The organism is Xylophilus sp. GOD-11R (assembly GCF_033546935.1).
Classification (GTDB): Bacteria; Pseudomonadota; Gammaproteobacteria; order Burkholderiales; family Burkholderiaceae_C; genus Xylophilus.
The window spans coordinates 2,155,473-2,178,667 of record NZ_CP137854.1 but is presented as its reverse complement, the minus strand read 5'-3'; the positions used below and the strand labels follow the sequence as shown (position 1 = coordinate 2,178,667).

25 protein-coding genes are annotated in these 23,195 nt (G+C 68.7%); 12 read left to right on the top strand and 13 right to left on the bottom strand.

Annotation, left to right across the window (positions count from 1 at the left end; translation table 11 throughout):
• Positions 1-105: 105 nt before the first annotated feature.
• Positions 106-795: a response regulator transcription factor gene (locus R9X41_RS10280; RefSeq protein WP_318634769.1), complete on the bottom strand. Its 690-nt coding sequence runs from the start codon at positions 793-795 to the stop codon at positions 106-108.
• 222 nt (positions 796-1,017) lie between these two features.
• Here R9X41_RS10280 and R9X41_RS10275 point away from each other — a divergent pair, with 222 nt between their 5' ends.
• The 5 genes from R9X41_RS10275 to R9X41_RS10255 all read left to right on the top strand — a co-directional run bounded on the left by R9X41_RS10275 (position 1,018) and on the right by R9X41_RS10255 (position 5,824).
• A complete protein-coding gene (locus tag R9X41_RS10275) occupies positions 1,018-1,389 on the top strand; it encodes a hypothetical protein (protein ID WP_318634768.1) in 372 nt (123 codons plus the stop codon).
• Positions 1,390-1,659: 270 nt separating this feature from the next.
• Entirely contained in the window at positions 1,660-3,033 is a 1,374-nt protein-coding gene (locus tag R9X41_RS10270) for a cytochrome c (RefSeq protein WP_318634767.1), read from the top strand.
• A 25-nt stretch (positions 3,034-3,058) separates the two neighbouring features.
• Positions 3,059-3,652, top strand: a complete 594-nt coding sequence (locus R9X41_RS10265; protein ID WP_318634766.1) for a sugar dehydrogenase complex small subunit — start codon at positions 3,059-3,061, stop codon at positions 3,650-3,652.
• Positions 3,649-5,289 (top strand): GMC family oxidoreductase, encoded by a 1,641-nt coding sequence (locus R9X41_RS10260; protein ID WP_318634765.1) that lies wholly within the window; start codon positions 3,649-3,651, stop codon positions 5,287-5,289. The genes R9X41_RS10265 and R9X41_RS10260 overlap by 4 nt, the downstream gene beginning before the upstream one ends.
• Positions 5,290-5,356: 67 nt before the next feature.
• Positions 5,357-5,824 (top strand): hypothetical protein, encoded by a 468-nt coding sequence (locus R9X41_RS10255; protein WP_318634764.1) that lies wholly within the window; start codon positions 5,357-5,359, stop codon positions 5,822-5,824.
• A gap of 19 nt (positions 5,825-5,843) precedes the next feature.
• Here R9X41_RS10255 and alr read toward each other — a convergent pair whose 3' ends face one another.
• Together alr and R9X41_RS10245 are read right to left on the bottom strand one after the other, a co-directional pair.
• The gene (gene alr, locus R9X41_RS10250) at positions 5,844-6,911 is read right to left on the bottom strand and encodes an alanine racemase (protein ID WP_318634763.1); all 1,068 of its coding nucleotides are present in this window, start codon (positions 6,909-6,911) and stop codon (positions 5,844-5,846) included.
• 4 nt (positions 6,912-6,915) lie between these two features.
• Entirely contained in the window at positions 6,916-8,208 is a 1,293-nt protein-coding gene (locus R9X41_RS10245) for a D-amino acid dehydrogenase (protein WP_318634762.1), read from the bottom strand.
• Here R9X41_RS10245 and R9X41_RS10240 point away from each other — a divergent pair.
• Together R9X41_RS10240 and R9X41_RS10235 are read left to right on the top strand one after the other, a co-directional pair.
• The gene (locus R9X41_RS10240; protein ID WP_318634761.1) at positions 8,207-8,341 is read left to right on the top strand and encodes a hypothetical protein; all 135 of its coding nucleotides are present in this window, start codon (positions 8,207-8,209) and stop codon (positions 8,339-8,341) included. The two genes, R9X41_RS10245 and R9X41_RS10240, sit on opposite strands and share 2 nt — an antisense overlap.
• Before the next feature lie 112 nt (positions 8,342-8,453).
• Complete coding sequence (locus R9X41_RS10235; protein ID WP_318634760.1) at positions 8,454-8,669, top strand: hypothetical protein; 216 nt, start codon at positions 8,454-8,456, stop codon at positions 8,667-8,669.
• 14 nt (positions 8,670-8,683) lie between these two features.
• Here the strand turns inward: R9X41_RS10235 and R9X41_RS10230 are convergent, their stop codons facing one another.
• From R9X41_RS10230 to R9X41_RS10215, 4 genes are read right to left on the bottom strand one after another with little or no spacing between them, the layout of a single operon-like run.
• Positions 8,684-9,664, bottom strand: coding sequence for a Bug family tripartite tricarboxylate transporter substrate binding protein (locus R9X41_RS10230; protein ID WP_318634759.1), 981 nt, complete (start codon positions 9,662-9,664; stop codon positions 8,684-8,686).
• Between the two features lie 41 nt (positions 9,665-9,705).
• Positions 9,706-10,473: an SDR family oxidoreductase gene (locus R9X41_RS10225; protein WP_318634758.1), complete on the bottom strand. Its 768-nt coding sequence runs from the start codon at positions 10,471-10,473 to the stop codon at positions 9,706-9,708.
• Positions 10,470-11,210, bottom strand: coding sequence for a fumarylacetoacetate hydrolase family protein (locus tag R9X41_RS10220; RefSeq protein ID WP_318634757.1), 741 nt, complete (start codon positions 11,208-11,210; stop codon positions 10,470-10,472). The genes R9X41_RS10225 and R9X41_RS10220 overlap by 4 nt, the downstream gene beginning before the upstream one ends.
• A 10-nt stretch (positions 11,211-11,220) precedes the next feature.
• Entirely contained in the window at positions 11,221-12,174 is a 954-nt protein-coding gene (locus R9X41_RS10215) for a 2-hydroxyacid dehydrogenase (RefSeq protein ID WP_318634756.1), read from the bottom strand.
• A gap of 102 nt (positions 12,175-12,276) precedes the next feature.
• On the opposite strand from R9X41_RS10215, the gene R9X41_RS10210 reads away from it, so the two are divergent.
• Complete coding sequence (locus R9X41_RS10210) at positions 12,277-13,434, top strand: citrate synthase (protein ID WP_318634755.1); 1,158 nt, start codon at positions 12,277-12,279, stop codon at positions 13,432-13,434.
• 110 nt (positions 13,435-13,544) lie between these two features.
• The gene (locus R9X41_RS10205) at positions 13,545-13,994 is read left to right on the top strand and encodes a nuclear transport factor 2 family protein (protein ID WP_318634754.1); all 450 of its coding nucleotides are present in this window, start codon (positions 13,545-13,547) and stop codon (positions 13,992-13,994) included.
• Between the two features lie 25 nt (positions 13,995-14,019).
• Here R9X41_RS10205 and R9X41_RS10200 read toward each other — a convergent pair whose 3' ends face one another.
• Together R9X41_RS10200 and R9X41_RS10195 are read right to left on the bottom strand one after the other, a co-directional pair.
• On the bottom strand, positions 14,020-15,021 hold the full coding sequence (locus R9X41_RS10200) for a Bug family tripartite tricarboxylate transporter substrate binding protein (protein WP_318634753.1): 1,002 nt from the start codon (positions 15,019-15,021) through the stop codon (positions 14,020-14,022).
• 72 nt (positions 15,022-15,093) lie between these two features.
• The gene (locus R9X41_RS10195; RefSeq protein ID WP_318634752.1) at positions 15,094-16,644 is read right to left on the bottom strand and encodes an acetolactate synthase large subunit; all 1,551 of its coding nucleotides are present in this window, start codon (positions 16,642-16,644) and stop codon (positions 15,094-15,096) included.
• A gap of 92 nt (positions 16,645-16,736) precedes the next feature.
• Between R9X41_RS10195 and R9X41_RS10190 the strand changes: the two genes are divergently transcribed.
• Positions 16,737-17,675: a LysR substrate-binding domain-containing protein gene (locus tag R9X41_RS10190; protein WP_318634751.1), complete on the top strand. Its 939-nt coding sequence runs from the start codon at positions 16,737-16,739 to the stop codon at positions 17,673-17,675.
• A 13-nt stretch (positions 17,676-17,688) separates the two neighbouring features.
• Here R9X41_RS10190 and R9X41_RS10185 read toward each other — a convergent pair whose 3' ends face one another.
• From R9X41_RS10185 to R9X41_RS10175, 3 genes are all read right to left on the bottom strand, one after another.
• Entirely contained in the window at positions 17,689-19,449 is a 1,761-nt protein-coding gene (locus R9X41_RS10185) for an ABC transporter ATP-binding protein (protein WP_318634750.1), read from the bottom strand.
• 22 nt (positions 19,450-19,471) lie between these two features.
• A complete protein-coding gene (locus R9X41_RS10180; protein WP_318634749.1) occupies positions 19,472-19,708 on the bottom strand; it encodes a hypothetical protein in 237 nt (78 codons plus the stop codon).
• A gap of 77 nt (positions 19,709-19,785) precedes the next feature.
• A complete protein-coding gene (locus R9X41_RS10175) occupies positions 19,786-20,106 on the bottom strand; it encodes an HNH endonuclease (protein ID WP_318634748.1) in 321 nt (106 codons plus the stop codon).
• 74 nt (positions 20,107-20,180) lie between these two features.
• Here R9X41_RS10175 and R9X41_RS10170 point away from each other — a divergent pair, with 74 nt between their 5' ends.
• Positions 20,181-21,200, top strand: coding sequence for an NAD-dependent epimerase/dehydratase family protein (locus tag R9X41_RS10170; RefSeq protein WP_318634747.1), 1,020 nt, complete (start codon positions 20,181-20,183; stop codon positions 21,198-21,200).
• Positions 21,197-22,285 (top strand): mitochondrial fission ELM1 family protein, encoded by a 1,089-nt coding sequence (locus R9X41_RS10165; RefSeq protein WP_318634746.1) that lies wholly within the window; start codon positions 21,197-21,199, stop codon positions 22,283-22,285. Before R9X41_RS10170 ends, R9X41_RS10165 begins: the two co-directional genes overlap by 4 nt.
• A gap of 25 nt (positions 22,286-22,310) precedes the next feature.
• Here the strand turns inward: R9X41_RS10165 and R9X41_RS10160 are convergent, their stop codons facing one another.
• Complete coding sequence (locus R9X41_RS10160; RefSeq protein ID WP_318634745.1) at positions 22,311-23,195, bottom strand: glycosyltransferase family protein; 885 nt, start codon at positions 23,193-23,195, stop codon at positions 22,311-22,313.

The following is a 23,195-nucleotide window of genomic DNA, read 5'->3' as shown; positions in this document are numbered from 1 at the left end:
ATAAGCGGGTCGGTCGACGGTAACGACGCGATCTATACCTTGGTATAGGGATGACAGGAAAAACACTGGCCCGGAACCCGCGCCGGCAAGCGTGGACCGCGCCGCTCAGGACAGCGCCGGGCTGCCTATGCGCTCGGCCATGCGCACCAGGTCGGGCAGCGAGCCGGCGCACATCTTGGACATGACCTGGCGGCGATGCACCTTCACCGTGATCTCGCTGGTGCCGAGCCGCGCGGCCGCCTGCTTGTTGAGCAGGCCCGAGACCACCAGCGCCATCACCTGCCGCTCGCGCGGGGTGAGCGACTCGTACCGCGCCCTGAGTTCGGCCAGGGCCTCGCGGTGCAGGCCCGAGGCGCGGTCGGCATCCAGCGCCCGCTGGATCGCGCCCAGCAGGTCGGCCTCGGCGAAGGGCTTGGTGAGGAACTCCACCGCGCCCGCTTTCATCGCGCTGACCGTCATAGCGATGGTGGCGTGACCAGTGATGAAGATCACCGGAATGCCACGACCCCGATCGCCCAGGATGCGCTGCACGTCCAGGCCGCTGAGTTCGGGCAGGCGCAGGTCCAGCACCAGGCAGGCCGCACCCGTCGGATCGGGTTGCTGCAAAAAGGCCTGCGCCGAGGCAAACGCCCGGCACTCGATGCCCACCGAGCGCAGCAGGCCGCACAGGGCGCTGCGCATCGACTCGTCGTCGTCCACCACGAAGACCGTCGGCGGATGTTGGTCGATCGCCGCGCACGTTGCGGCGGATCGGGCGGAATGGGAAGCGCTATCGAAAACGGTCTGAATGCTCATGGATGGGCGCGAGTCTCGTCAGGCGAACGGGGCGCGTCTTGAACAAAAAACACCGGCTTTGCAGATTCGTATCCGGATTCCGGCGTTTCGCCGCGTCGGCGCCATGCCCCTGAGCCGGTTGAACACTCTCCCGGAAGAGGGATTCCGCTCGGTCCTGCCCGGCGAGATGATGTCGCGGGTTTTTTCCCCCGCACTCCTCCGATCGACACACCAGGAACCACCATGAAGAAATACGCCAACATCGCCCTGCTCGTCGCCGCCCAGTTCACGGCCGGCCTCGCCCTCGCGCAGACCACGCCGTCCACCCCGCCTGCCGGCGAAGCCGGTGGTACGGGTGCCATGGCTGCCAAGCCCGCCAGCCCGTCCGAGAAGGCCGCTGCCCGAACCGCCCGCAAGACGGCCGGCACGCAGGAGGCCCGCTCCGGCGACAAGGGCGGCGACGCCGAGGAAGGCGCGGCCAAGGCCGGCGCCAAGCCCGCCAAGGCCCAGCGCCAGGCGGCCCGCGCCGAGCAGCGCCAGAAGATGGCGGCGGCCAACAAGCGCGGCGAACTGCCGGTTTACGGCGACAACCGCGCGCCCGCCAACGCCAAGTGATGCCGCCGCCCGCTTTGCCCCGGCATGACGCGGAGTGGAGCGGGCGCGCGAATGCCATAACAAACTTTCCCGCGTACGGCATCGGGATAAACGTGAGCAATTTAGGTGGTCAATCCACCGGCCCGGCACTCCTCTGGTTGTCAGACAACACAATCGCTGACAAATAGAGCCGACGCGTGCGAATTCGGGCGTCGGCATGACAACAACACAGGGTCAGGCACGATGCGCGTACGCAAGTCAGGGGTTGCCGCCTCCAGGTTCTGGAGCGCGGTGGGTTTCATCGTATGGGCGAGCGTGGGGGCGGCCCACGCCCAGAACGCGCCGCCCGCCGACGCGGCCCTGGTCGAGAAGGGCAGGCAGCTGGCCGTGGCCGCCGATTGCGCCGCCTGCCACACCGCGCCCAAGGGCGGTGCGGCCTTCGCTGGCGGCTACCCCATCGTGTCGCCGCTGGGCACGATCTACGCGTCCAACATCACGCCGTCCAAATCGGCCGGCATCGGCGACTACAGCCTCGAGGACTTCACCCGCTCGCTGCGCGAAGGCGTGCGCAAGGACGGGGCCCGGCTCTATCCGGCCATGCCCTACACCAGCTACACGCAGCTGAGCGACGAAGACACCGCGGCCCTCTACGCCTACTTCATGCACGGCGTGGCGCCGGTCGACACCCGGGCGCCCGAAACCGACCTGCCCTTCCCCTTCAACATCCGCTTCTCGATGGCGATGTGGAACGCGATGTTCCTGAAGGACGAACGCTTCGTGCCCGATGCGTCCAAATCCGCCGAATGGAACCGTGGCGCCTACCTGGCCGGCGCGCTGGCCCATTGCAGCACCTGCCACAGCCCGCGCAACCAGCTGATGGCCGAGAAGAACGGTCCGGGCGAGTTCCTGTCCGGCGGCAGCGTCGGTACCTGGTATGCGCCCAACATCACCTCGGACACCAACGCCGGCGTCGGCGCCTGGAGCGAAGCCGAGCTGGTGCAATACCTCAAGACCGGCAACGTGCACGGCAAGGCACAGGCCGCCGGCCCCATGGCCGAAGCCATCGAGCACAGCCTGCAGCACCTGCCCGAAGCCGACCTGAAGGCCATCGCCGTGTTCGTCAAGCAAACGCCGGCCGTGGCCAGCGCCGAGACAAAGAGCCGCTTCTCCTACGGCCAGGCATCGGCCACCGAGCTCGACCAGCGCGGCCTGACCGACGGCGTGGACATCGGCTGGCGCGTGTTCAGCGGCAGCTGCGCCCACTGCCACCAGGCCAACGGCACCGGCACCTTGGGCGGCCAGTACCCCTCGCTGTTCAACAACACCGCCACCGGCGCCGACCGGGCCGACAACCTCGTCTCCACCATCCTCTACGGCGTGGACCGCACCGTCGACGGTCACGCGCACTTCATGCCGGCCTTCGGCGACCAGGCCTCCTTCACCGACCGCCTGAGCGACGACGAGATCGCCGCCGTCGGCAACTACGTGCTCACCCAATACGGCAATGCCGCCGTGAAGGTGAGCGCCGAAGACGTGCGCGCGCTGCGCGCCGGCCCGCGCCCGCCACTGATCGCCCAGGCCCGTCCGTTCATGCTGCCGGCCGCCGTCGTGGTGCTGGTGCTGATCGTGATCGCCGTCGTGGCCCTCCGCCGCCGCGCCCGCTAGTCGCCCCGCCATGCAGGACCAGAACATGAATACATCCCGTGAACCCGGCGCCGTCGCGCCCCCGAGCGCCGTCTCGCGCCGCGCGGTGCTCTACAGCGCCATCGCCGCCGGCACCGCGCTGGCCCTGGGCGGCAGCGCCGTCTTCGGCAGCGGCGAAGCCCTGGCCGCCGAGGTCGAGTCGACCGAATTCCTGCGGCTCTCCGAGTTCCTCACCGGCGGCAAGCCACTGCTCGCCAAGCTCGCCACGCGCTACCGGGCCACCCTGGCCAAGTTCGATCCCAAGTTCGCCGAGTCCGTCGCCGCACTGCAGGCCTACGTGGCCCAGGCCAAGGCGGCGAACATCGACGAGCTCCTGGCCCGCCCCGACCTGAGCGAACCGCTGAAGAAGAGCATCACCCAGATCGTCTCCGCCTGGTACCTGGGCATCGTCGGCGACGACAAACACGTGGAGCTGGTGGCCTACGCCGACGCGCTGATGTACCGCCCCACCAACGACGTCATCGTGGTGCCCAGCTATGGCGGCGGCCCCGACTCCTGGGGTGAGAAGCCCGCCGGCATCTCGACCACGCCGAACGCCGTGCTGAAGCCGGCGAACCCGCAAGAGAAGAAGACATCATGAGCAGCAGCAGAAAAGAATTCGACGCCGACCTGATCGTGATCGGGTCGGGCGTCATGGGCGGCATCATCGCCAGCCGCGTCGCGAAGGCCGGCAAGTCGGTCATCATCCTGGAGGCAGGCCCCCGGGTGAAGCGCGCCGACATCGTCGAGACCTACCGCAACGCGCCGGTCAAGCTGTCGCTGGCCAACATGAAGGCCCAGGGCAGCGGCTCGCCCTTCCCCAACCCGCCGCATATTCCGTCCACCTACGGCAAGTACCTGGTGCAGACCGGGCCGGTGTCCTATCCCACCAAGTACCTGCGCGTGGTCGGCGGCACCACCTGGCATTTCGGCTCGGCGCTGTGGCGCATGATTCCGAACGACTTCAAGATCAAGACGCTCTACGGCCGTGGCCGCGACTGGCCGATTGGCTACGACGAGCTCGAGCCCTACTACTGCGAGGCCGAGGCCGAACTCGGCGTGACCGGCTACGACGGCCAGGACGAAAGCGGCCACGGCGGCCAGGCCTGGCCGCCCCGCTCCAAGCCCTTCCCCATGAAGGGCTTCAACGTGCCCTACTTCATGCAGCGCATGGACGAAATGCTGCGCCCCGGCGGCTACAACCCGGTGCTGGAGCCGCACGGCCGCGCCAGTCGGCCCTACGGCAATCGACCGGTCTGCGCCGGCAACAACAACTGCAACCCGGTCTGCCCGATCGGCGCCAAGTACGACGGCTCCATGCACATCGATGAAGCCGAACGAGCGGGCGCCAAGCTGCTCGACAACGCGGTCGTCTACAAGATCGAGCACGGCGCGGACAACAAGATCACCGCCGTCAACTACAAGAAGCCCGACGGCAGCTCGCACCGCCTCACCGCCCGCCACTTCGTGCTGGCCGCCTACGCCATCGAAGGGCCGAAGCTGCTGCTGATGTCGACCTCGGAAAAGTTTCCGAACGGCATCGCCAATTCGTCCGACCAGGTGGGCCGCAACCTGATGGGCCACACCGGCATCAGCATGAACGTGATGACCAACGAGGACGTCTGGCCCGGCCAGGGACCGACCGAGCTGCTGGTCTACCTCAACTACCGCGACGGCCCGTTCCGTAAGGACATCCCGAGTTACAAGACCAAGTTCCGCAACACCGTCACGTCGTCGCAGACCGCGTCGGACCTGCTGGCCAAGGGTGTGCTGGGCAGCCAGCTCGATTCGGAGATCCGCCGCATCTCGGCGCGCTCGCTCAACGTGGCGGTGGACTTCGAGACCGAAGCCCAGCCGCAGAACCGCATCGTGCCGAGCAAGACCAAGACCGACGGCATCGGCCTGCCGGTGCCCGAGATCTACTACAGCGTCAACGACTACTGGAATGCCGGGCGCGATTTCGGTGTGAAGGACCTCGAAAAGATGGCCCGCCTGATGAACGCCGACATCCTGAAGATGGACACCAAGCACCAGGACCGCCAGCACATCATGGGCACCACCATCATGGGCGACGATCCGAAGGATTCCGTGGTCGACCGCGACTGCCGCACCCACGACCATCCGAACTTCTTCATCGCCGGCACCGGCGTGATGCCCTCGTCCTCGTGCATGAACCCCACGCTGACCGGCGCGGCGCTGAGCGTGCGCATCGCCGACACCCTGCTCAAGGAAATCTGACGCTTTTTCGAGCGTCGGCGAACGAAGTGCTTGGATGCGCGCGCGTCCAGACACGACACTCGCCGTCATGACTTCCCCGAGCTGGCAAAACTCGCAACCGCCCTCCCGGTCGACCCGGCGCCGCCTGCGGCTGCGCCAGGATTTCGAAGACTCGGAGGTCGCCGCGCAACTCGAAAGCATCGAGGCGCAAGTGCAGCGCCCCACCCGATCGCCCTTGCAGTCGCTCGCCGGCACGAGGCTCGAGCCGCGAACCGGCGCTTCGGATGCTTCGTACCTTCATGCGCAACGGCCCGGTTCCCTGGTTGCCAATGCCCGGCCGCCGTCGGCTTTCGTCATTTCACGCGACCCCGCGACCGGTGCAGTGCCGATCGACGCGAACGCGCCGCTGCGTCGCCCGAAGCGGGTGGTGACTCCCACTCGGCCGTCCTGGCACCGCACGGCCACGCTCGTGGCAGCCGGTGTCGGCGCCGCCGCCTTCCTGTGGGGTGCGGCCATTGTGCTGGCCGACCTGGCCTGGGGCCTAACCGGCAACTGAAGGCCAACGCCCGGCGACCTCAGCGGTAGACCAGCGGCACCCGTTTCACGTTGCAGAGCAGCTCGTAGGAGATGGTGCCGACCGCCGCCGCCACCTCGTTCACCGACACCTGTTGGCCCCACAGCTCCACCTCGGCACCGACGCCGCTGCGTGGCAGATCGGTGAGGTCGACCGTCAGCATGTCCATCGACACCCGGCCCGCCACGCGCGAACGCACGCCGTCGATCGCCACCGCCGTGCCGGCCGGCGCGGTCCGCGGATACCCGTCGGCATAACCGGCCGCCACCAGCCCCACGCGCATGGTCACGGGCGCGATGAAACCGCCGCCGTAGCCCAGCGCATCGCCCGGCTGCAGCTCGCGCACCGCGAAGACGCGGCTCTGCAGCGTCATCACCGGCCGCAGGCCGTGTTCGTTCACGCCGCCCGGCAGGGGATCGGCGCCATAGAGCAGGATGCCCGGCCTCGCCCAGTCGCCGCGTGCCTCGGGCCAGGCCAGCACGCCGGCCGAATTGCACAGGCTGCGCCGACCGGCCAGGCCGGCCGTGGCGGCATCGAACACGGCGATCTGCTCCTGCGTCGTCGGCTGGCCGGGCTCGTCGGCGCGGGCGAAATGCGTCATGAGCGTGATCGCCACGACCTTGCCGCTGGCCATCAGCCGCCGATGCGCGGCAGCCGCGTCCGCCGGCGCGAAACCCGCGCGGTGCATGCCGGTGTCGATCTTCAGCCACACCTGCAGGCCGGCGATGTCGGCCGTGTCTTCCACCATGCGCAGCTGCGCCTCGTGGTGCACCACGGTCCATAGCGCGAGCGACTGCACCTGGCGCAGCTCGTCGGCATCGAACACGCCTTCGAGCACCAGGATCGGCCCGGTGATGCCACCGGCACGCAACGCCACCGCTTCTTCCAGGAATGCGACCGCGAAGCCGTCGGCATCGCGCTGCAGGGCCTGCGCGCAACGCAGCGCACCGTGCCCATAGGCATTGGCCTTGAGCACGGCGAGTGCGCCACCGCCGTGCAGGCGCCGGGCCACCGCGTAGTTGTGGCGCAGCGCGTCCAGGTCGACGAGCGCGCGCGAGGGCCGGGCCATCGCCTCAGGCCGCCGCGGTCGACAGGGCCGGCGCCGCGCGGCGACCGCGGGTGTAGCGCTGCACGTCCAGGCCTTCTGTGCTGATTTCCGGGCGGGCGCCGGTCAGCAGATCGGCCAGCAGGCGGCCCGAGCCGCAGGCCATGGTCCAGCCCAGGGTGCCGTGGCCGGTATTGAGATAGAGGTTGTCGTAGCCGGTGGCGCCGACGATGGGCGTGCCGTCCGGCGTCATCGGGCGAAGCCCGGTCCAGAAGGTGGCGCGCTCCACGTCGCCGCCGGGGAAGAGGTCTTTGACCACCAGTTCCAGCGTGGCACGGCGGTCCGGGTTCAGGCCCAGGTCGAAGCCCGCCAACTCGGCCATGCCGCCGACGCGGATGCGCTGGTCGAAACGGGTGACGGCGATCTTGTAGGTCTCGTCCAGCACGGTGGATTGCGGCGCGAGTTCCGGGTCGACCAGCGGCACGGTCAGCGAATAGCCCTTGACCGGATAGACCGGCAGATCGATGCCCAGCGGCGTGACCAGATCGCGCGAATAGCTACCGAAGGCGACCACGTAGCGGTCGGCCCGCAGCACCTCGCCACCGACGCGCACGCCGGCGATGCGACCACCTTCGACGACCAGGCCGTCCACGACCTGCCCAAAGCGGAATTTGGCACCCAGGCCCCGGGCCAGTTCCGCCAGCTTGCGGGTGAACTGGTGGCAGTCGCCGGTCTCGTCCTTGGGCAGGCGCAGGCCGCCGCTCAGGCGGTCGCGGGCCTGGGCCAGTGCGGGTTCCACCCGGGCCAGTTCATCGCGGCCGAGCAGTTCGAAGGGCACGTTCAGCTCGCGCAGCACTTCGATGTCGCGGCCTACCGCGTCTAGCTGTGCCTGGCTGCGAAACAGCTGCAGCGTGCCGCCGGTGCGCTGCTCGTATTCGATGCCGGTGTCCGCGCGCAGCTGCTGCAGGCAGGCGCGGCTGTATTCGGCGACCCGCATCATGCGTTCCTTGTTCACCGCATAGCGCTCGGCCGTGCAGTTGCGCAGCATCTGTGCGGTCCAGCGCCACTGCCAGAGGCTGCCGTCCGCCCGGATCGCCAAGGGCGCATGCTTCTGGAACATCCACTTGATGGCCTTGAGCGGTATGCCCGGCGCGGCCCAGGGGGTGGAGTAGCCCGGCGACACCTGGCCGGCATTGCCAAAACTGGTCTCTTCCGCAGCGCCCGATTGCCGGTCGATGACCGTCACGTCGGCGCCCGCGCGCGCCAGGTAATAAGCCGTGCTGGTGCCGATGACACCGCTGCCGAGAACAATGACTTTCATGATGGATCGCGCCGAATGCTGGGTTGCCGAAGAATTTACGGGCAAGCATTCAGGGGATTCCACCGATCTGTGCGGCTTTCACCGAGAAATCCGCTTTCCAACCACGGCTGCGACGGCATCGCGCAGCGTTTGATCTTCGCGACCTCGCGACCTCGCGGCACCGCGGCGTCGATCGGGTTACATTGTTACTTCCTGTGTCCGGATTGCATCCGGACCGCCGCTTTCTGACTCCCGGGAGAAAACCAATGAGTTCCATCGGCTCCGTTCTCAGCCACACCGCCGAAGCCGCCTGGAACACGGTCAAGCAGACCGTGCGCAGCGCCAACGAAGGCGACCTCGGCGACATGGCCAAGGTGGCGGTAGGCGCGGCGGTGCTGACCGGCGCCATGCCGGCGAGCACCGGCGTGGCAGTGCTCGCGGGCAACGCGGCGCTGGGCCAGTTGCTCGACGTCTTCGCCTGAGAGCCGGGCCGGGATCACTCCGGCTCGATATTGGCTTCCTTCACGACCTTGCCCCACTTGGCCAGGTCCGACTTGATCACCGCCGCGTATTCCTGCGGCGTGCCACCCTGCACTTCGATGCCGGCGGCCTCCAGCTTGGCCCGCACTTCCGGCATCTTCAGCACCGTGTTGATCTCGGTGTTGAGCCTGGTGATGATCGCCGCCGGCGTGCCGGCCGGCGCCAGGAAACCGCCGTTGGTATTGGCGTCGTAGCCCTTCAGCCCCTGTTCGGCGGCGGTGGGCACGTCCGGCAATGCCTGGGTGCGCTTGGCGGTCGACACCGCGATGGCCCGCACGTTGTTGCCCTTCACCTGCGCCTGGATCGCGCTGATGGTGTCGATGTAGAGGGCGGTGCGGCCGGCCAGCAGGTCGGGATGCGCGGCCGAGGAGCCCTTGTAGGGCACCAGCAGCATCTCGGTCTTGCTGGCCATGCGGAACATCTCGGCGGCCATTTCCTGCGCGCTGCCACGGCCGGAGGTGGCCACCTTGGCGTCGGCCGGATGCGCCTTCATCCAGGTGATGAATTCCGGCAATGTCTTGGCCGGAATGCCGGGATAGATCGCGAACACCAGCGGCACCTCGTGGGTGTAGACGATGGGCTCGAAGCTCTTCTCCGGATCCCAGCCGAGGTTCTTGAAGAGGAACTTGTTGATGTTGTGGCTGCCACCGACGATGCCGATGGTGTAGCCGTCCGGCGCCGACTTGGCGAGTTGGTCGGTGCCGAGGTTGTTGGAGGCGCCCGGCTTGTTGTCGACGATCACCGCCTGGCCCAGCGCGATGGCGAGCTTGTCGCCCACCACGCGGGCGATGATGTCGATCGCCCCGCCCGGCGGCGCCGGCACGATGATGCGGACCGGCCGCGTCGGGTAATTGCCCTGGGCCTGCGCCCACATCGGCGCAAAGGCCAGCGCGGCCGACACGGCGGCGAGCTGGAAGAGGGATTGGCGCTTGTTCATGTCTATCTCCTTTTTTCTGAGGGTTGGTACGGCGACTGGCTTCAGCCGCGCCCGACGAACGGCATGGAACTGGCCATCACCGTCATGTTGAGGATGTTGGCCGTCAGCGGCATGGCCGCCACGTGGCGCACGGCGTCGGCGACGTGGCGCGCGTCCATCATGGGTTCGGGCGCGGTGGTGCCGTTGGCCTGCAGCACGCCGCGCGTCATGCGCTCGGAGAGCTCGGTCAGCGCATTGCCGATGTCGATCTGGCTGGCCACGATGTTGAAGGCCCGGCCGTCGAGCGCCAGCGACTTGGTGAGGCCGGTGACCGCGTGCTTGCTCACCGTATAGGGCGCGGTGAAGGGACGCGGCACATGCGCCGAGATGGAGCCGTTGTTGATGATGCGGCCGCCCTGCGGCGACTGCCGGCGCATCAGCCCGAAGGCGGCGCGGGCGCACAGGTAGACGCCGGTGACGTTGGTGTTGAGCGTGGCGAACCACTTCTCCAGCGGCAGTTCGTCCATCGGAATCGCCGGTGCATTGACGCCGGCGTTGTTGAACAGCACGTCGAGTCGGCCGTAGGTTTTTTCGATGGTGTCGAACAGGGCTTGCACGCTGGCCGGATCGGTGACGTCGGTGGGTACCGCCAGCGCCGTCTGTCCGCGCGATGCGGCATCGGCGACCAGAGTCTGCAGCGGCTCGGCGCGCCGGCCGGCCAGCACGACGATGAAGCCGTCTTCCAACAGACCGAGTGCGGTGACGCGGCCGATGCCGCTGCCGGCGCCGGTGACCAGGGCGATCTTTGATTGCTTGTTGTCTTCGCTCACGAGTGGATTTCCTCCGATGGTGTGGGGGTGCGATCGGCCGCGCGCGCGGGGCGCGCGCCGACCGTCATGGAAAGTTCGCCGATGCCTGCGACACCGGCCGTCACGACCTGGCCCGGCTGCAGCGCGCTCACGCCCACCGGCGTGCCGGTGAACACCAGGTCGCCCGGCATCAGCGTGACCGAGCGCGACAGCATCGCGACGAGTTCGCCCACCGGCCAGAGCAGGTCGGCGATGTCGGCGCGCTGGCGGTCCTGGCCGTCGACCGCCAGCCAGACCGCGCCGCGCCGGGGATGGCCGCAGACCGAGGCCGGCACCAGCGGCGTACACGGCGCCGAGCGATCGAAGGCCTTGGCCGGCTCCCAGGAGCCGCCGACCCGTTTGGCGTGCTGCTGCAGGTCGCGCCGGGTCAGGTCCAGCCCGGCGGCGTAGCCCCAGACGTGATCGGCCTCGACGCGTGCCGGATCGAGGTCGTGGCCGCCACGGCCGATGGCCACCACCAGCTCGATCTCGTGGCAGAACTCGGTGGTTTCGGGCGGATAGGCGAGCACGCCTTGTGCCGGCACCACCGCGTCGGCCGGCTTCATGAACCAGCCTGGCATGTCGGCGGGGCGCGCCTCGCCGGCCGTCCACGGGTAGTTGCGGCCGATGCAGTACACGCGGCCGACCGGGAACACCTGGTCGCTGCCGGTCACGGCGAGCGTGGCGGGTGCAGCCGGGGGAATGACGAATCGGTTCATCGATGCGGTCTCAGGTGGTCAGGCTCATCGCCGGGCGCTCGCCGGCCAGGGCCTGCGCCACGCTGTCGGCCACCATCTGGGCCATGGCGGTGCGTGTTTCCCAGGTGGCGCTGGCGCGGTGCGCCTGCAGCGTGGCGTGTTCGGATTGCCGCAGCACGGCAGGCACCCGGGGCTCGTCGACGAAAACGTCCAGGCCCACGCCGGCGATGCGACCGGCTTCCAGCGCCGCGCACAGGTCGGCTTCGTTCACCAGCCGACCACGCGCCACGTTCACCAGAAAGCCGCGCGGTCCCAGTGCATCGAGCACCGCCGCATCGACGATGCCCTCGGCTTGGTCGGCGGCCGCGCACAGCACCAGCGCGTCGGACTGCGCGGCCAGGTCGACCAGACCGGGCACGAAGGCGTAGGGCAGATCGTCCATGCGGCGCAAATCGGTGTAGCTGATCGGGCAGCCGAAGGCGGCCGCGCGGGTGGCTACCGCGCGCCCCACCCGGCCCATGCCGACGATGCCCACGCGCATGCCGCTGAAGCGCCGCGCCAGCGGAATCGCGCTGGGCTGCGGATGCAGTTCCCACTGCCCGGCGCGCACGAAACGGTCGCCCGCGCAGATGTTGCGGCACGCGGCGATCAGCAGGCCGATGGCGAGGTCGGCGACGTCTTCGGTGAGTGCGCCGAGCGTGGCGGTGACCGGCAGGCCGCGCTCGCGGCAATAGGCCAGGTCGACCGCGTCGGTGCCGACGCCGTTGACCGCCACCACCTTGAGCGCCGGCAGCTGTTCGAGCATGGGCCGCGAGATGCCGGTGTGGCCGCCGGTGATGACGGCCTGGACTGCCGGGCCGTTGTCGCGCATCCAGCCGGGCTGGTCGTCGATCTCGAAGAACTTGTGGACCTGGTAGAGCGACGCGAGCTGGTCGTTGATCGCCGGCACGAGGATGGGATTGAGTTGCAGGACCTGAGGTTTCATGAGGGTCCATGCTAGTGATTGATTGACGAATCAAGCAACGTTGACTTATAAAATCAATGCCTAGGACTTTCCCTCCCCCACCCTTTCATTTCAGTTTATTCAATGGCCTCCTGGATACCGATGGACGAGGTCTGCCGCCTGCTCGACGTGCGGCCACAGACCGTCTACGCCTATGTCAGCCGCAGCAAGCTGGAGGTGATGACCGACCCCGACCAGCCACGCCGCAGCCTGTACCGGGCCGACGACGTGGCCACGCTCGCGCGGCGAAAGCAGGCCGGCCGCAAGCACGAAACGCTGGCCACCAACACCCTGTTCGGCGCCGAGCCCAGCATCGCCACCGCGCTGTCGGCGTTCCATCGGGGCCGGCTCTACTACCGGGGGCGCGATGCGGTCGAGCTGGCGGCATCGGCCACGCTCGAAGAGGCGGCGCAGTTGCTCTGGGGGGCCAGTTCGGCACTGGATTTCGGCTGGGACGCCCCGGTACATGACGGCAAATCCGGCCGGCTCGCGGCCTTCACCGCGCTGGCCGCGCTGGCCGCCACCGGCCACTCCACCCGCGGCCGCGTCACCCATGTCCTGCAGCAAGAGGGCCAGGGCCTGGTCGGCCAGCTGGCCAACGCCTTCGGCGCCAAGCCCGGCCGCCAGCCGCTGCACCTGCGCTTCGCCCGGGGCTGGAAACAGTCGGCCTTCGCGGCCGAGCAGATGCGCACGGCGATGGTGCTGCTGGTCGACCACGAACTCACCAGCTCGGCTTTCACCGCGCGCATCACCGCCTCCAACGGCGCTTCGCTGCCGGCCTGCGTGCTGGCCGGGCTGATGACCTTGTCGGGCCCGCTGCACGGCGATGCCTCGGGCCAGGTGCGCGCGCTGTTCAACGACGTCGAGCGCCTGGGCGAAGACGAAGTCATCGGCCATTACCTGTCGTCCGGCCTGCCGCTGCCCGGCTTCGGCCACCACCTCTATCCCGACGGCGATCCGCGCGCCACCGCCCTGCTCGGTCTGTTCGAGCCGACCGAGGTCGTCGCCCGATTCATCGAAAAGGCCACCCGGCTGACCGGGCTGCAGCCCAATATCGACGTGGCCCTCTGCGCGCTGGTGGCGCACCACCGGCTGCCGGCGGACGCGGCCTTCGGCCTGTTCGCCACCGCCCGCAGCATCGGCCTGCTGGCCCACTGCCTGGAGCAACTGGCCGTGCCGCAGGTGATCCGGCCGCGCGGGCGCTACGTGGGCCAGCCGCTGGCGCCGATGGCCGAGGCCTGAACCGCCGGCCGTGCGGGTGAGACCGGATGCGCCCTCGTCCCGATTGCCCGAGCATGGCCGTCGATCGGCGAGCCCGCCGGCCCTCAAGAATCAAAAAAACGGAGACCAACATGATGCGCCGACACCTCGTCGTCCCGGCCATCGCCCTGGCGGCCCTTTCCACCCTGCCGGCGCTGCCGGCATTCGCCGCCGGCGAGCAGGACGCCGTCGCCCGGAAGGTGGAAGCCTTCCGCCAGGCGCAGATCGCCGGCACGCCCGAAGCGCTGTCGCCGCTCGTCAGCCCGGACCTGAGCTACAGCCACTCCGACGGCCGCGTGGAAGACCGCGCCACGTTCATCGCCAACGCGACCACCGGCAAGTCGCCGTTCACGGCCCTGCAGTACGAGAACCCGGTCATCGCCGTGGTGGGCGACAGCGCGGTGGTGCGCTTTCACTGGATGGGCGAACAGAAGATCGTGGCCGACGGCCGCATGGTGCCGACCAACCTGCACATCCTGATGGTGTGGCAGAAGCAGGGTGACGACTGGAAGCTGCTGGCCCGCAGCGCCACCAAGCTCTGAGTGCTCGGGATCTGCGGTACCGCCGCTATTCGGCGCGGATGTCGCGTTCCTTGACCAGCGCCGACCAACGCGCGCGCTCCGCTTTCTCGAACGCAGCGAGATCCGCGCCGAACAGCGTGCCCGGCTGCGCGCCGAGCGCCGCATGGGCGGAGATCACGCCCGGCTGCCTGAGCGCGGTGCGCGATGCGTCGATCAGCCGGTCGATGATCGGCTGTGGCGTGCCCTTGGGCGCGTATAGCGCGAACCAGGCCTGTACGTCGAGGCCCGGCAGGCCGGACTCGACGGCGGTCGGAACGTCGGGCAGCTCGGGCGAACGCTGGGCCGAGGTCACCGCGATGGCGCGCACCTTGGAGCCGTCCTTCACCTGCGCGAGCGTGCTCGGCAGGTTGTCGAGCAGCACGTCGACCTGGCCGCCGATCACCGCCGGCAGCGAGCCCGACACGCCCTTGAAAGGCACGTGCAGCAGGTCGATGCCGGCGGCCTGCTCCAGGTAGGCGCCGGTCAGGTGCACCGACGAGCCGATGCCGGGCGAGGCATAGCTGATCGGCCGCGCATTCGCCGCTTTCGCGGCCCTGGCCGCGGCGATCAGGTCGCCCAGGGACTTGATCTTCGAGCCGGTGGCGACGGCGATCACATTGGGCGTAGTGGCCACCAGCGCGATAGGCACGAGGTCCTGCTCGGGGTCGTAGGGAAGGTTCTTGTAGAGGTAATGGTTGATCGCCTGGGTGCCGACCGTGCCCAGCATCAGCGTGTAGCCGTCTGGCTTGGCGCGCGCGACGTAGGCCGCGCCGATGTTGCCGGCAGCGCCCACCCGGTTGTCGGCGATGAAAGGCTGCTTCAGGATGCCCTGCAGCGCGTTGCCGATGTTGCGGGCGAAGACGTCGGTGGTGCCGCCGGGCGGGAACGGAATGACCAGGGTGACCGGCTTGTCCGGATAGGCCTGCGCGGCCGCCGGCAGCGGCTGCAGGCCGGCAACGGCCGCGATGCACAAGACGCCCGAGGCCTGGAGGAACTGGATTCTTTTCATGCGTTTGTCTCCTTGAGTCTGCTTTTTGTGAAAACCCGCCCCCCGGCGTCGCCAGCGACGGGCGCCCTCCCCTCAGTCGATCATCAGCTCGATCAGGAACGGCCCGTCCTGCGCAAAGCTGGCCCGCATCAGGTCTTCGCATTGCTCGATGGTGGTGGCGCGTGCCGCCTCCACACCCATGCCCTGGGCAAGCTTCACGAAGTCGATGCCGGGATTGCCCAGATCGAGCATCGACATCGCCGTCGGCCCCGGTTTGGCCCCCACACCGGCGTATTCGCCGAGCAGGATCTGGTACTTGCGGTTGTTCAGCAGGATGGTGGTGCAGGGCAGGCGTTCGCGCGCCTGCGTCCAGAGCGACTGGATCGAATACATGGCCGAGCCGTCCGCCTGCACGCTGATCACCCGGCGCCGGCGCCCCGCTGCGATGGCAGCGCCCGTGGCCACCGGCAGGCCATCGCCGATGGCGCCGCCGGCCAGGTGCAGCCAGTCGTGCGGCGCCGCGTCGAAGGTGTTCTTGTAGAAGCCCCGGCCGAAGCTCACGCTTTCGTCGGAGACGATGGCGTCCTCGGGCATGAGCGCGGCGATGCAAGTGGCCAGCGCCTCGGGCGTCGGCCGCCCGCGATAGGCGCCGGCCTCGGGCTTCTGGCGGATGCCATCGGCGCGCCGGGCCTGCAGCCCCAGTCGGCCGAGCAGCGCTTTCAGCGCCCCGATGCAGTCCTGGTGCGGCCGCGAGAAATGGAACACCTCCACACTGTCGGGCGCCATCCGCGAGGGTTTGCCGGGGTAGGCGAAGAATCCGACCGGGTCGTTGGCGTTGACCAATACCAGATGCCGGAACTTGCCGAGCACCGCCACCGCGTCGTCGATGCCATAGGGCAGGCGCGCAATCGCGATTCGCGAGCCGCCGCGCGCGATGCGGCCGATCGGGTATTCGGCCATGACGGACACACCGTACCGGTCGATCAGCGGCCGCAGCAGGTCCTGGCCCGCATCCGTCAGCGCCGTGCCCGAGAGCAGCAGCAAGGTCGGCTCGCCGGATTCGAGCAGCTGCGCGAGCTTTTCGATGTGGGCTGGCACGACCGCCGACGCCGGCACCGCCTCCAGCACCGGACCGATCTTCCCGCCCTCGTTCCAGGAAACGTCGGACGGCAGGATCAAGGTGGCGATCTGGCCCGGCTCGGCGGTGGCCACCTGGGCCGCGATGGCGGCGTCTTCGCCGAGGCGTGCGACGTCGGTGCAGGTGCGCGTCCAGGCCGATACGGCGCGGGCGAGCGACTCGGTGTCGGCGGTGAGCGGCGCGTCGAAGGGCCGGTGGTAGGTGGCCTGGTCACCGACGATGTTGAGCATGCCGCTGCGGGCGCGCCGGGCGTTGTGAATGTTGGCCAGTCCGTTGGCCAGACCCGGGCCGCAGTGCAGCAAGGTGCAGGCCGGCTTGCCGGCGATGCGGAAATAACCGTCGGCCATGCCGGTGACCACGTTCTCCTGCAGCCCCAGCACGCATTTCATGCCGGGAACCTGGTCCAGCGCCGCCACAAAATGCATTTCGCTGGTACCGGGATTTGCAAAACAGGTGTCGATCCCGTTTTTCAATAGGGTTTCTACCAATATCTTGGCGCCGTTCATTATTTCCTTGCCGGTGAATCTCGAATATCAAATTCTAGGCATGACACAATCTTCGATGACTGAGATTTTCGAATGAACTTCGTGCGTAAACCATGAAACTGCCCAGCCTGACGGCGCTGACCATGTTCGAAGCCACCGCCCGACTGGGCAGTTTCGCGCGGGCGGCCGAAGAACTGTCGGTGAGCGAAAGCGCGGTCTGCCGGCAGGTCATCGCACTCGAAGACCGCGTAGGCCAGTCCCTGTTCCTGCGGCACCGCAAGCGGCTGACACTGACCAGCGAAGGCGCGCGGTACGCGGCCGAGGTGCGCGACAGCCTCGGCCGGCTCGCAACGGCGACCGAAGGCGTCATCGGCCGCAGCCGGGGCAGGGAAATCGTCGAGGTGGCGGCCGTGCCGGCATTCGCCACGCAATGGCTGATTCCCCGCACCCGCGATTTTCTGCAGGAAAATCGGCAGATTCAATTCCACCTATATTCGCGCGTCGATCCGGTCGACCTGGCATCGTCGCAGTTCGACCTGATGATTTACTCCGGCCAGGAACCTTGGGCCGGATATTCACATTGCCGCATTGTCGGAGAAGGTGAATCGGTCGCCGTATATTCGCCCGACCTCGCGCGGCGCATCGGCCACCGCGCTTGGGATTGCCTATTCGATATCGGCCTGCTGCACCTGGAAAGCCGACCCGACGCCTGGAGCCGGTTTCTCGAGGACTGTCAGCAGAACCGCCCGGAAGCGCGCCTGGGCCACCGCTTCGAGCTGTTTTCCATGGTCATCCAGGCGGCGGTCGCCGGTCTCGGCATCGCGCTGGTGCCGCGCCTGATGGTGGAAGAAAGCCTGGCGAGCGGCGCGCTGCGCGAACTCCATTGGTGCCGGCCGGCCGCCAGCGCCGAGCCGGGTCGGCAGCCCTGCGCCTATTTCGCCTCCTGGAAAGACACGGCGAACGACGCGACGCATCGGCTGGCGGCCTGGCTGGCATCGGTCGGTAGCGAGGTGATCGCCATGCACGAAGAGCCTCGCCAGCTCGCCGCCTGAGCGCAGGCGCCGGTCAGCTCGCCCGGCGTGCCAGCACTTCGTCGCGCGGACCGGCGTCGACCACCCGGCCGGCCTCCACCACGACGATGGTGTCGAAGCGCGCCAGCAGGCTCGGCCGGTGGACCGACGCGATGACGCAAGCCGTCGGAAACGCCTCGGCCATGCGGTCGAACACCCGCGACTCGGCCTGAGGGTCGAGCGCGCTGGTAGGCTCGTCGAGCAGCAGCACCGAGCTGCCGCGCGAGGCCAGGGCGCCACGCGCCAGGGCCAGGCGCTGCCGCTGCCCCCCCGAGAAATTGCCGCCACGCTCATTGACCGGGCTCGCCAGGCCGTCGGGCAGGCGCTCCAGCACCTCGTCGAACACCCCGGTGCGCACTGCCGAATGCAGCGCCTGGGCATCGGCGGGCTGGCCGAAGGTCAGGTTTTCCTCCACGCTGGCTTCGAAGACCTCGGCCTCCTGCGGAATCAGCGTGGCCAGCGTGCGCAGTTCGGACCAGTCGACCTCGACGCCGTCGCGCAGCAACTGGCCCTGCTGTGGGCGGTAGAGCCCGGCCAGGGTGCGCAGCAAGGTGCTCTTGCCGCCGCCGCTGGGGCCGATCAACGCCACCCGCGTGCCGCGTCGCAGCACCAGGTCGACGCCGTGCAGGCCGCCGCGTGCATCGTCGGCATAGCGCCAGGTGGCGCTGCGCAGTTCCAGCGTGTTCCAGGGCGCGTCGGCCGCCACGGCGGGCACCGTGGCGTCGGGGTCGCCAGGTGCTTCCCAGATCGGATCGGCGCTGCTGTAGTCGGTGTGCATGCGGGCGAAGCTCTGGAAGTTCGACGCCATGGCGCCCACCACCGACGCGGCCTGCTGCGCGTACTGGTAGATCATGAAGACGGTGCCCAGCATCACCGCCTGGCCCGGCTGGCGGTGCTGCAGCACATACACCACCACCAGCACCCAGGTCAGGCCCATGCCGAGCAGGTCGACGGCGAACCACTTACCCTCGTTGACCATCACCGCACGCCGCAGCGGCCCCATCACCGCATCCATGCGCCTGCCCAGCAGCTTGCGCGAGGCCGCCTGCAGCCGCAGGCCGATCACCGTGCCGGCGTTGCCCACGAAGTCGAGCAAGGCGGCGGCATAGCGGCGCTCGGCGTCGTTTTCGGCGCGGGCGAGCTGCATCAGCACCCGGTCGAAGCGCAGGATGATGACCGCGATGACCACGTAGCCCGTCACCGCGATGGTGCCGCTGGTGGTCGACAGCAAAGCCAGCGCCACGATGGGGCCGACGAAGTTGAAGGCGCTCTGCAGGTAGCCGAACTGGTTTTGCGCGAAGTCCGACAACGCCCGGCTCGCCTGCACCACCCGGTGCTGCAGCTCGCCCGAGTGCCGCCCGTCGCGCCAGGCCAGCGGCGCTGCGGCGATGCGGCCGTAGAGCTGGTCGGCCAGGCGCACCCGCACCCGCACACCGACGTTGCGCTCCAGCACCCGGCCGGGGCCATGCAGGAACCAGGAGGCGAGATAGATGCCGATCAGCGCGGCGATCCAGCGGCCGGAGGTAACCATGTCGCCGCCCTGCAGTGCGTTGATCGCCTGCGCCGCCAGCCAGGGCATGGTGAGCCGCGACAGCTGCGCGGCCGACAACAGGCCGGCCGCGCCGAGCAACTGGCCACGCGCGCCTTCGGCATGGCGCCAGAGCGCGCGGTAGAGATCCTTGGCCGCGCTGCCCAGGCCGATGGCGGGCGGCGGTTTGACGGAAGGCGTGGAGGAAGCGGTGTCGGGTTCCGTCATGCGGCGAAGGTCGAGAAAACGTTCAGTGGCCGGCCGAAGGCCCGGACAGGGTGCCCTGCTCGGCCTTCATGCGTTCGGCCACATCGCGGCCCTTGGAATCTTTCTCGCCGGGCGTGGCGCCGTCGATGGCACCGGCCTCGTTGCCGGGCGTGCCCGGGCCGGAATTCTCGGCCGCTGGGGCACCGCGATGTTCGCGGTTGGAAGCGGCGTCCTTGCCGGCGGACGCTTGGGAGGGGTTGGAGGATTTGGAGGTGTTCATCGATAAAGCATGAACCCGGGCCGACGCGAGGCGGTAAGAAAACGTCGCTCATCTGCCATGTGCAACCCGCGCGCCACTCAGAACATGGGCACGGTCGTGGTCGAATTGCGCTTGAGGTTTTTGCAGTTCTTGCCAACGGACGAGCGGATCACCTTGGCATCCTCCGCCTTCATCCAGACCATGTTTTCCTTCTTGTCGAGTCCGCCCGCGCACAAGGGCGTGAAGTAACCGATGGTCCAGCCCGGGCAGCCACCTTCGCCGGTCTCTCCGGTAATCGGGCAACGGTTCTGATCCCTGAAGGCACGCATTTCGTCGCTCATCCGTTTGGCCTCGACGGCGGGGGCGAGCGACAGCAGGAGGAGCGACAGGCAGAACAGCGGAATCTTCTTCAGGGGCATGATTTTCCAGGCGCCAGGGCGGCGGCGATGCGGTCAAAACTTATACTCCGCCGCATTTTCGCGGCAAGCGCATCTTGAGCACCCCATCCCCGAGTCTTTTCCCTGTCGCGAACCCTGGCGAAATTTCCTCCGACGCGACAGCCAGCCGCCCGCTGGTGGCCGTCACCGGCGCCACCGGATTCGTCGGCCGCCATGTGGTCGACGCGCTGTCCGATGCCGGCTGGCGGGTGCGGCTGCTGCTGCGGCGCGAGCCCGGCGGCTCGGCCTGGCGGCGTTCTCGGCCGGAAGTGGTCGCCGGCGGCCTGAGCGACGATGCCGCGCTTGGCCGGCTGGTCGAGGGTGCCGATGCCGTCGTCCACCTCGCCGGACTCATCAAGGCAGCCCGTCGCGATGACTTCTTCGACGTCAACTGCAATGCGGCTGGGCGGCTGGCCAGAACCGTCGAATCCGTGGCGCCCTCCGCGCATTTCGTGCTGGTGTCGAGCCTGGCCGCGCGCGAGCCGGGCCTGTCGGACTACGGCGCCAGCAAACGCGCCGGCGAAGCGGCGGTGCTGGACGTGCTGGGCAACCGCACCACGGTGCTGCGGCCGCCGGCCATCTACGGCCCGCACGACCGCGAAACCCTGCTCTTCTTCCAGATCGCCCGGTGGCGGCGCATCCCGCTGATCGGTCCGCCCGAGGCCCGCGCGGCCATGATGCATGTGGGCGACGTGGCAGCGCTGATCGCCGCGACGGCAGCGGAGCAGCCGCAGGGCCGGGTGCTGGCCATGGCCGATGCCCGGCCTGACGGCTACGGATGGCGCGAGATCATGGAAACCGCGACGCGGGCGGTAGGCAATCCGTCCCCCGCCTTCTTCCAGGCGCCGCCCGGCCTGCTGCGCGCGGTCGCGCTGGTCGGCGATGTGGCCCGGCTCGCTGGCTCGGCCAGCATGCTCAACTCGCAGAAGCTGCGCGAACTGCGCCACGTCGATTGGGCGGTCGCCCGGGACGACGTCGCCGCACCGCGCGGCTGGTCGCCGCGTTACGGCCTCGACCAGGGCTTTGCCGACGCGGTGGCCTGGTACCGCCGCGCCGGCTGGTTGCCCGCGGCATGAGCGTCGCTCCGATCGACGCCGAGGTCTGGGTGTTGCTGGGATCGCGCCACGGCGACAACCAGCAACTGCTCGCACTCGCCCGGGCGCTTGGCAGGCCGTTTCGCAGCGTGGCGCTGCAGTTCAACGCGGCGGCGGGACTGCCACCGCTGATCCTGGGCGCCAGCGGGCTTTCGTGGAAGGTCCGGGATCCGGATGCCCTCGCCCCGCCCTGGCCGCGCCTCGTGCTGGCCGCGGGCCGCAAGAGCGTTCCGGCGGCGCGCTGGATCGCCCGGCGGTCCGGCGGACGGACCCGGCTGGTGCATCTCAACCGCCCCTGGGCGCCCCTGGCTTGGTTCGACCTGGTGGTGACGACGCCGCAATACGCCCTGCCGGCACGCGGCAACGTGCTGATCAACCGCATGCCGTTCCTGCCGCCGGAAACCCCTCTCGATGCCGCCCTGCCCGCGATCTGGCAGGAGCGGGTCGGCGACATGCCCCGTCCCTGGACGCTGGTCATGGTGGGCGGCAGCAGCCGGCCCTATGTGTTGGACGACGCATCGGCGCTGCGCCTGGCCGGCATGGTCGGTGAGCAGGTGCGCCGCCACGGTGGCAGCGCCTGGGTACTGGGCAGCCCGCGCACGCCGGCGTCGGTCATGGACGCGATCGAAAGCTCGCTCGACGTTGCCGCGACGGTCGTACGTTGGCAGCGTGGCGCCAACAACCCTTATCCCGCCCTGCGCCATACGGCCGATCGCCTCATCGTGACCATGGACAGCGCATCGATGGTGACCGAGGCCTTGCTGAGCGGTCGACCAGTGCTGCCTTTCACGCTCCCGACCCGGCCGGACTGGCGCTGGAAGCTGGTCGCCGCGTGGCGCGCGGCGGCCTTGCGTCGGCCAGGTAGCTGGCGGGCACGCCTGTTCGAAAAGCTGCAGGACCTGGGTTGGCTCTCGTCGACCCGCGACGTCGGCCTGCTGATCGAGCGATTGCAGGCAGACGGCCTGTTCGACGCGGAGGGCCGTGCACCGGTGATGGCCCGGAAGGAGCGGCAGGAAACCGTCGCCCGCATCGAGGCCCTGCTTCTGGACTCGTCCGCCCGCCGCTGAACTTTCCCCGCCGGGCGCGGGCGATTCAGCCGGTGACGCGCGTCGCCCGCGCGACGCATTTCATCGCGTCGGTTCGCACATGGCCGCGTGCGATTTCCGCTTCGAGCAAGGCCAAGTCCACCGTGCCGTTGTCCAGGCATTCGCCGAGCATGCGGAAAAACAGGGTTTCCTGGGCCGGATCCGGATGCCGCTTGTAACGGCCCGCGCCCCGGCCGGTGATCTTGCGCAGCCAGATGCCCGCGCGCGACTTGAGTGTGGTGCCGCGCGGCGTGAAATCCGATGGCAAACCGGTTTTCCAAGGTTGGGTGCGCCGGTGCGTGTTGTGCAGCATCCGGGTGTCGGGGGCGAGGCGATCGAAATCGTTCCACTGCGATTCGAGCGCGGCCACGCTGCCGGGCGGCTCCAGCAGCAGCCACATCCAGTCGCGGTAGTCGCGCTCGCCGCGGAAGACGCGCTCGAAATCGGCGACCCAGTTCCAGTGCTTCAGGCGATCGCAGTCCATCAACATGACGCTGGAGGCAAAGTGCAATGGACGGCGGAAATCGCCCTCCATGCGGCGCGCCATGACGGCGGCACCACCCATGTCGCGCTCCAGCAGCTCGTTGATGTCGGCCAAGGCAAAAATGTCCGGGTCGATCAGCACGGCACGGCCGCTGTAGTGCATCAGCTCCGGTACGGCGAAGCGCAGCGGTGTGAAGGACTGAAGGTCGTCGTTGCGCCACATCACCTGCTGGCCTTCTCGCAGGTAGCGGCGCCCTTCGAAGCCCGCGAACGCCGGAAAATCCGTCGTCTGGATGATGCGCACGTCGAAGCGATCGGGGTTTGCGCTGTGCGTCTTCAACGCGTGCTGCGCCACCAGGGCACCGATGATCTGCTTGGGATTGGTATGGATGAAAACGGCGTTGCGCAT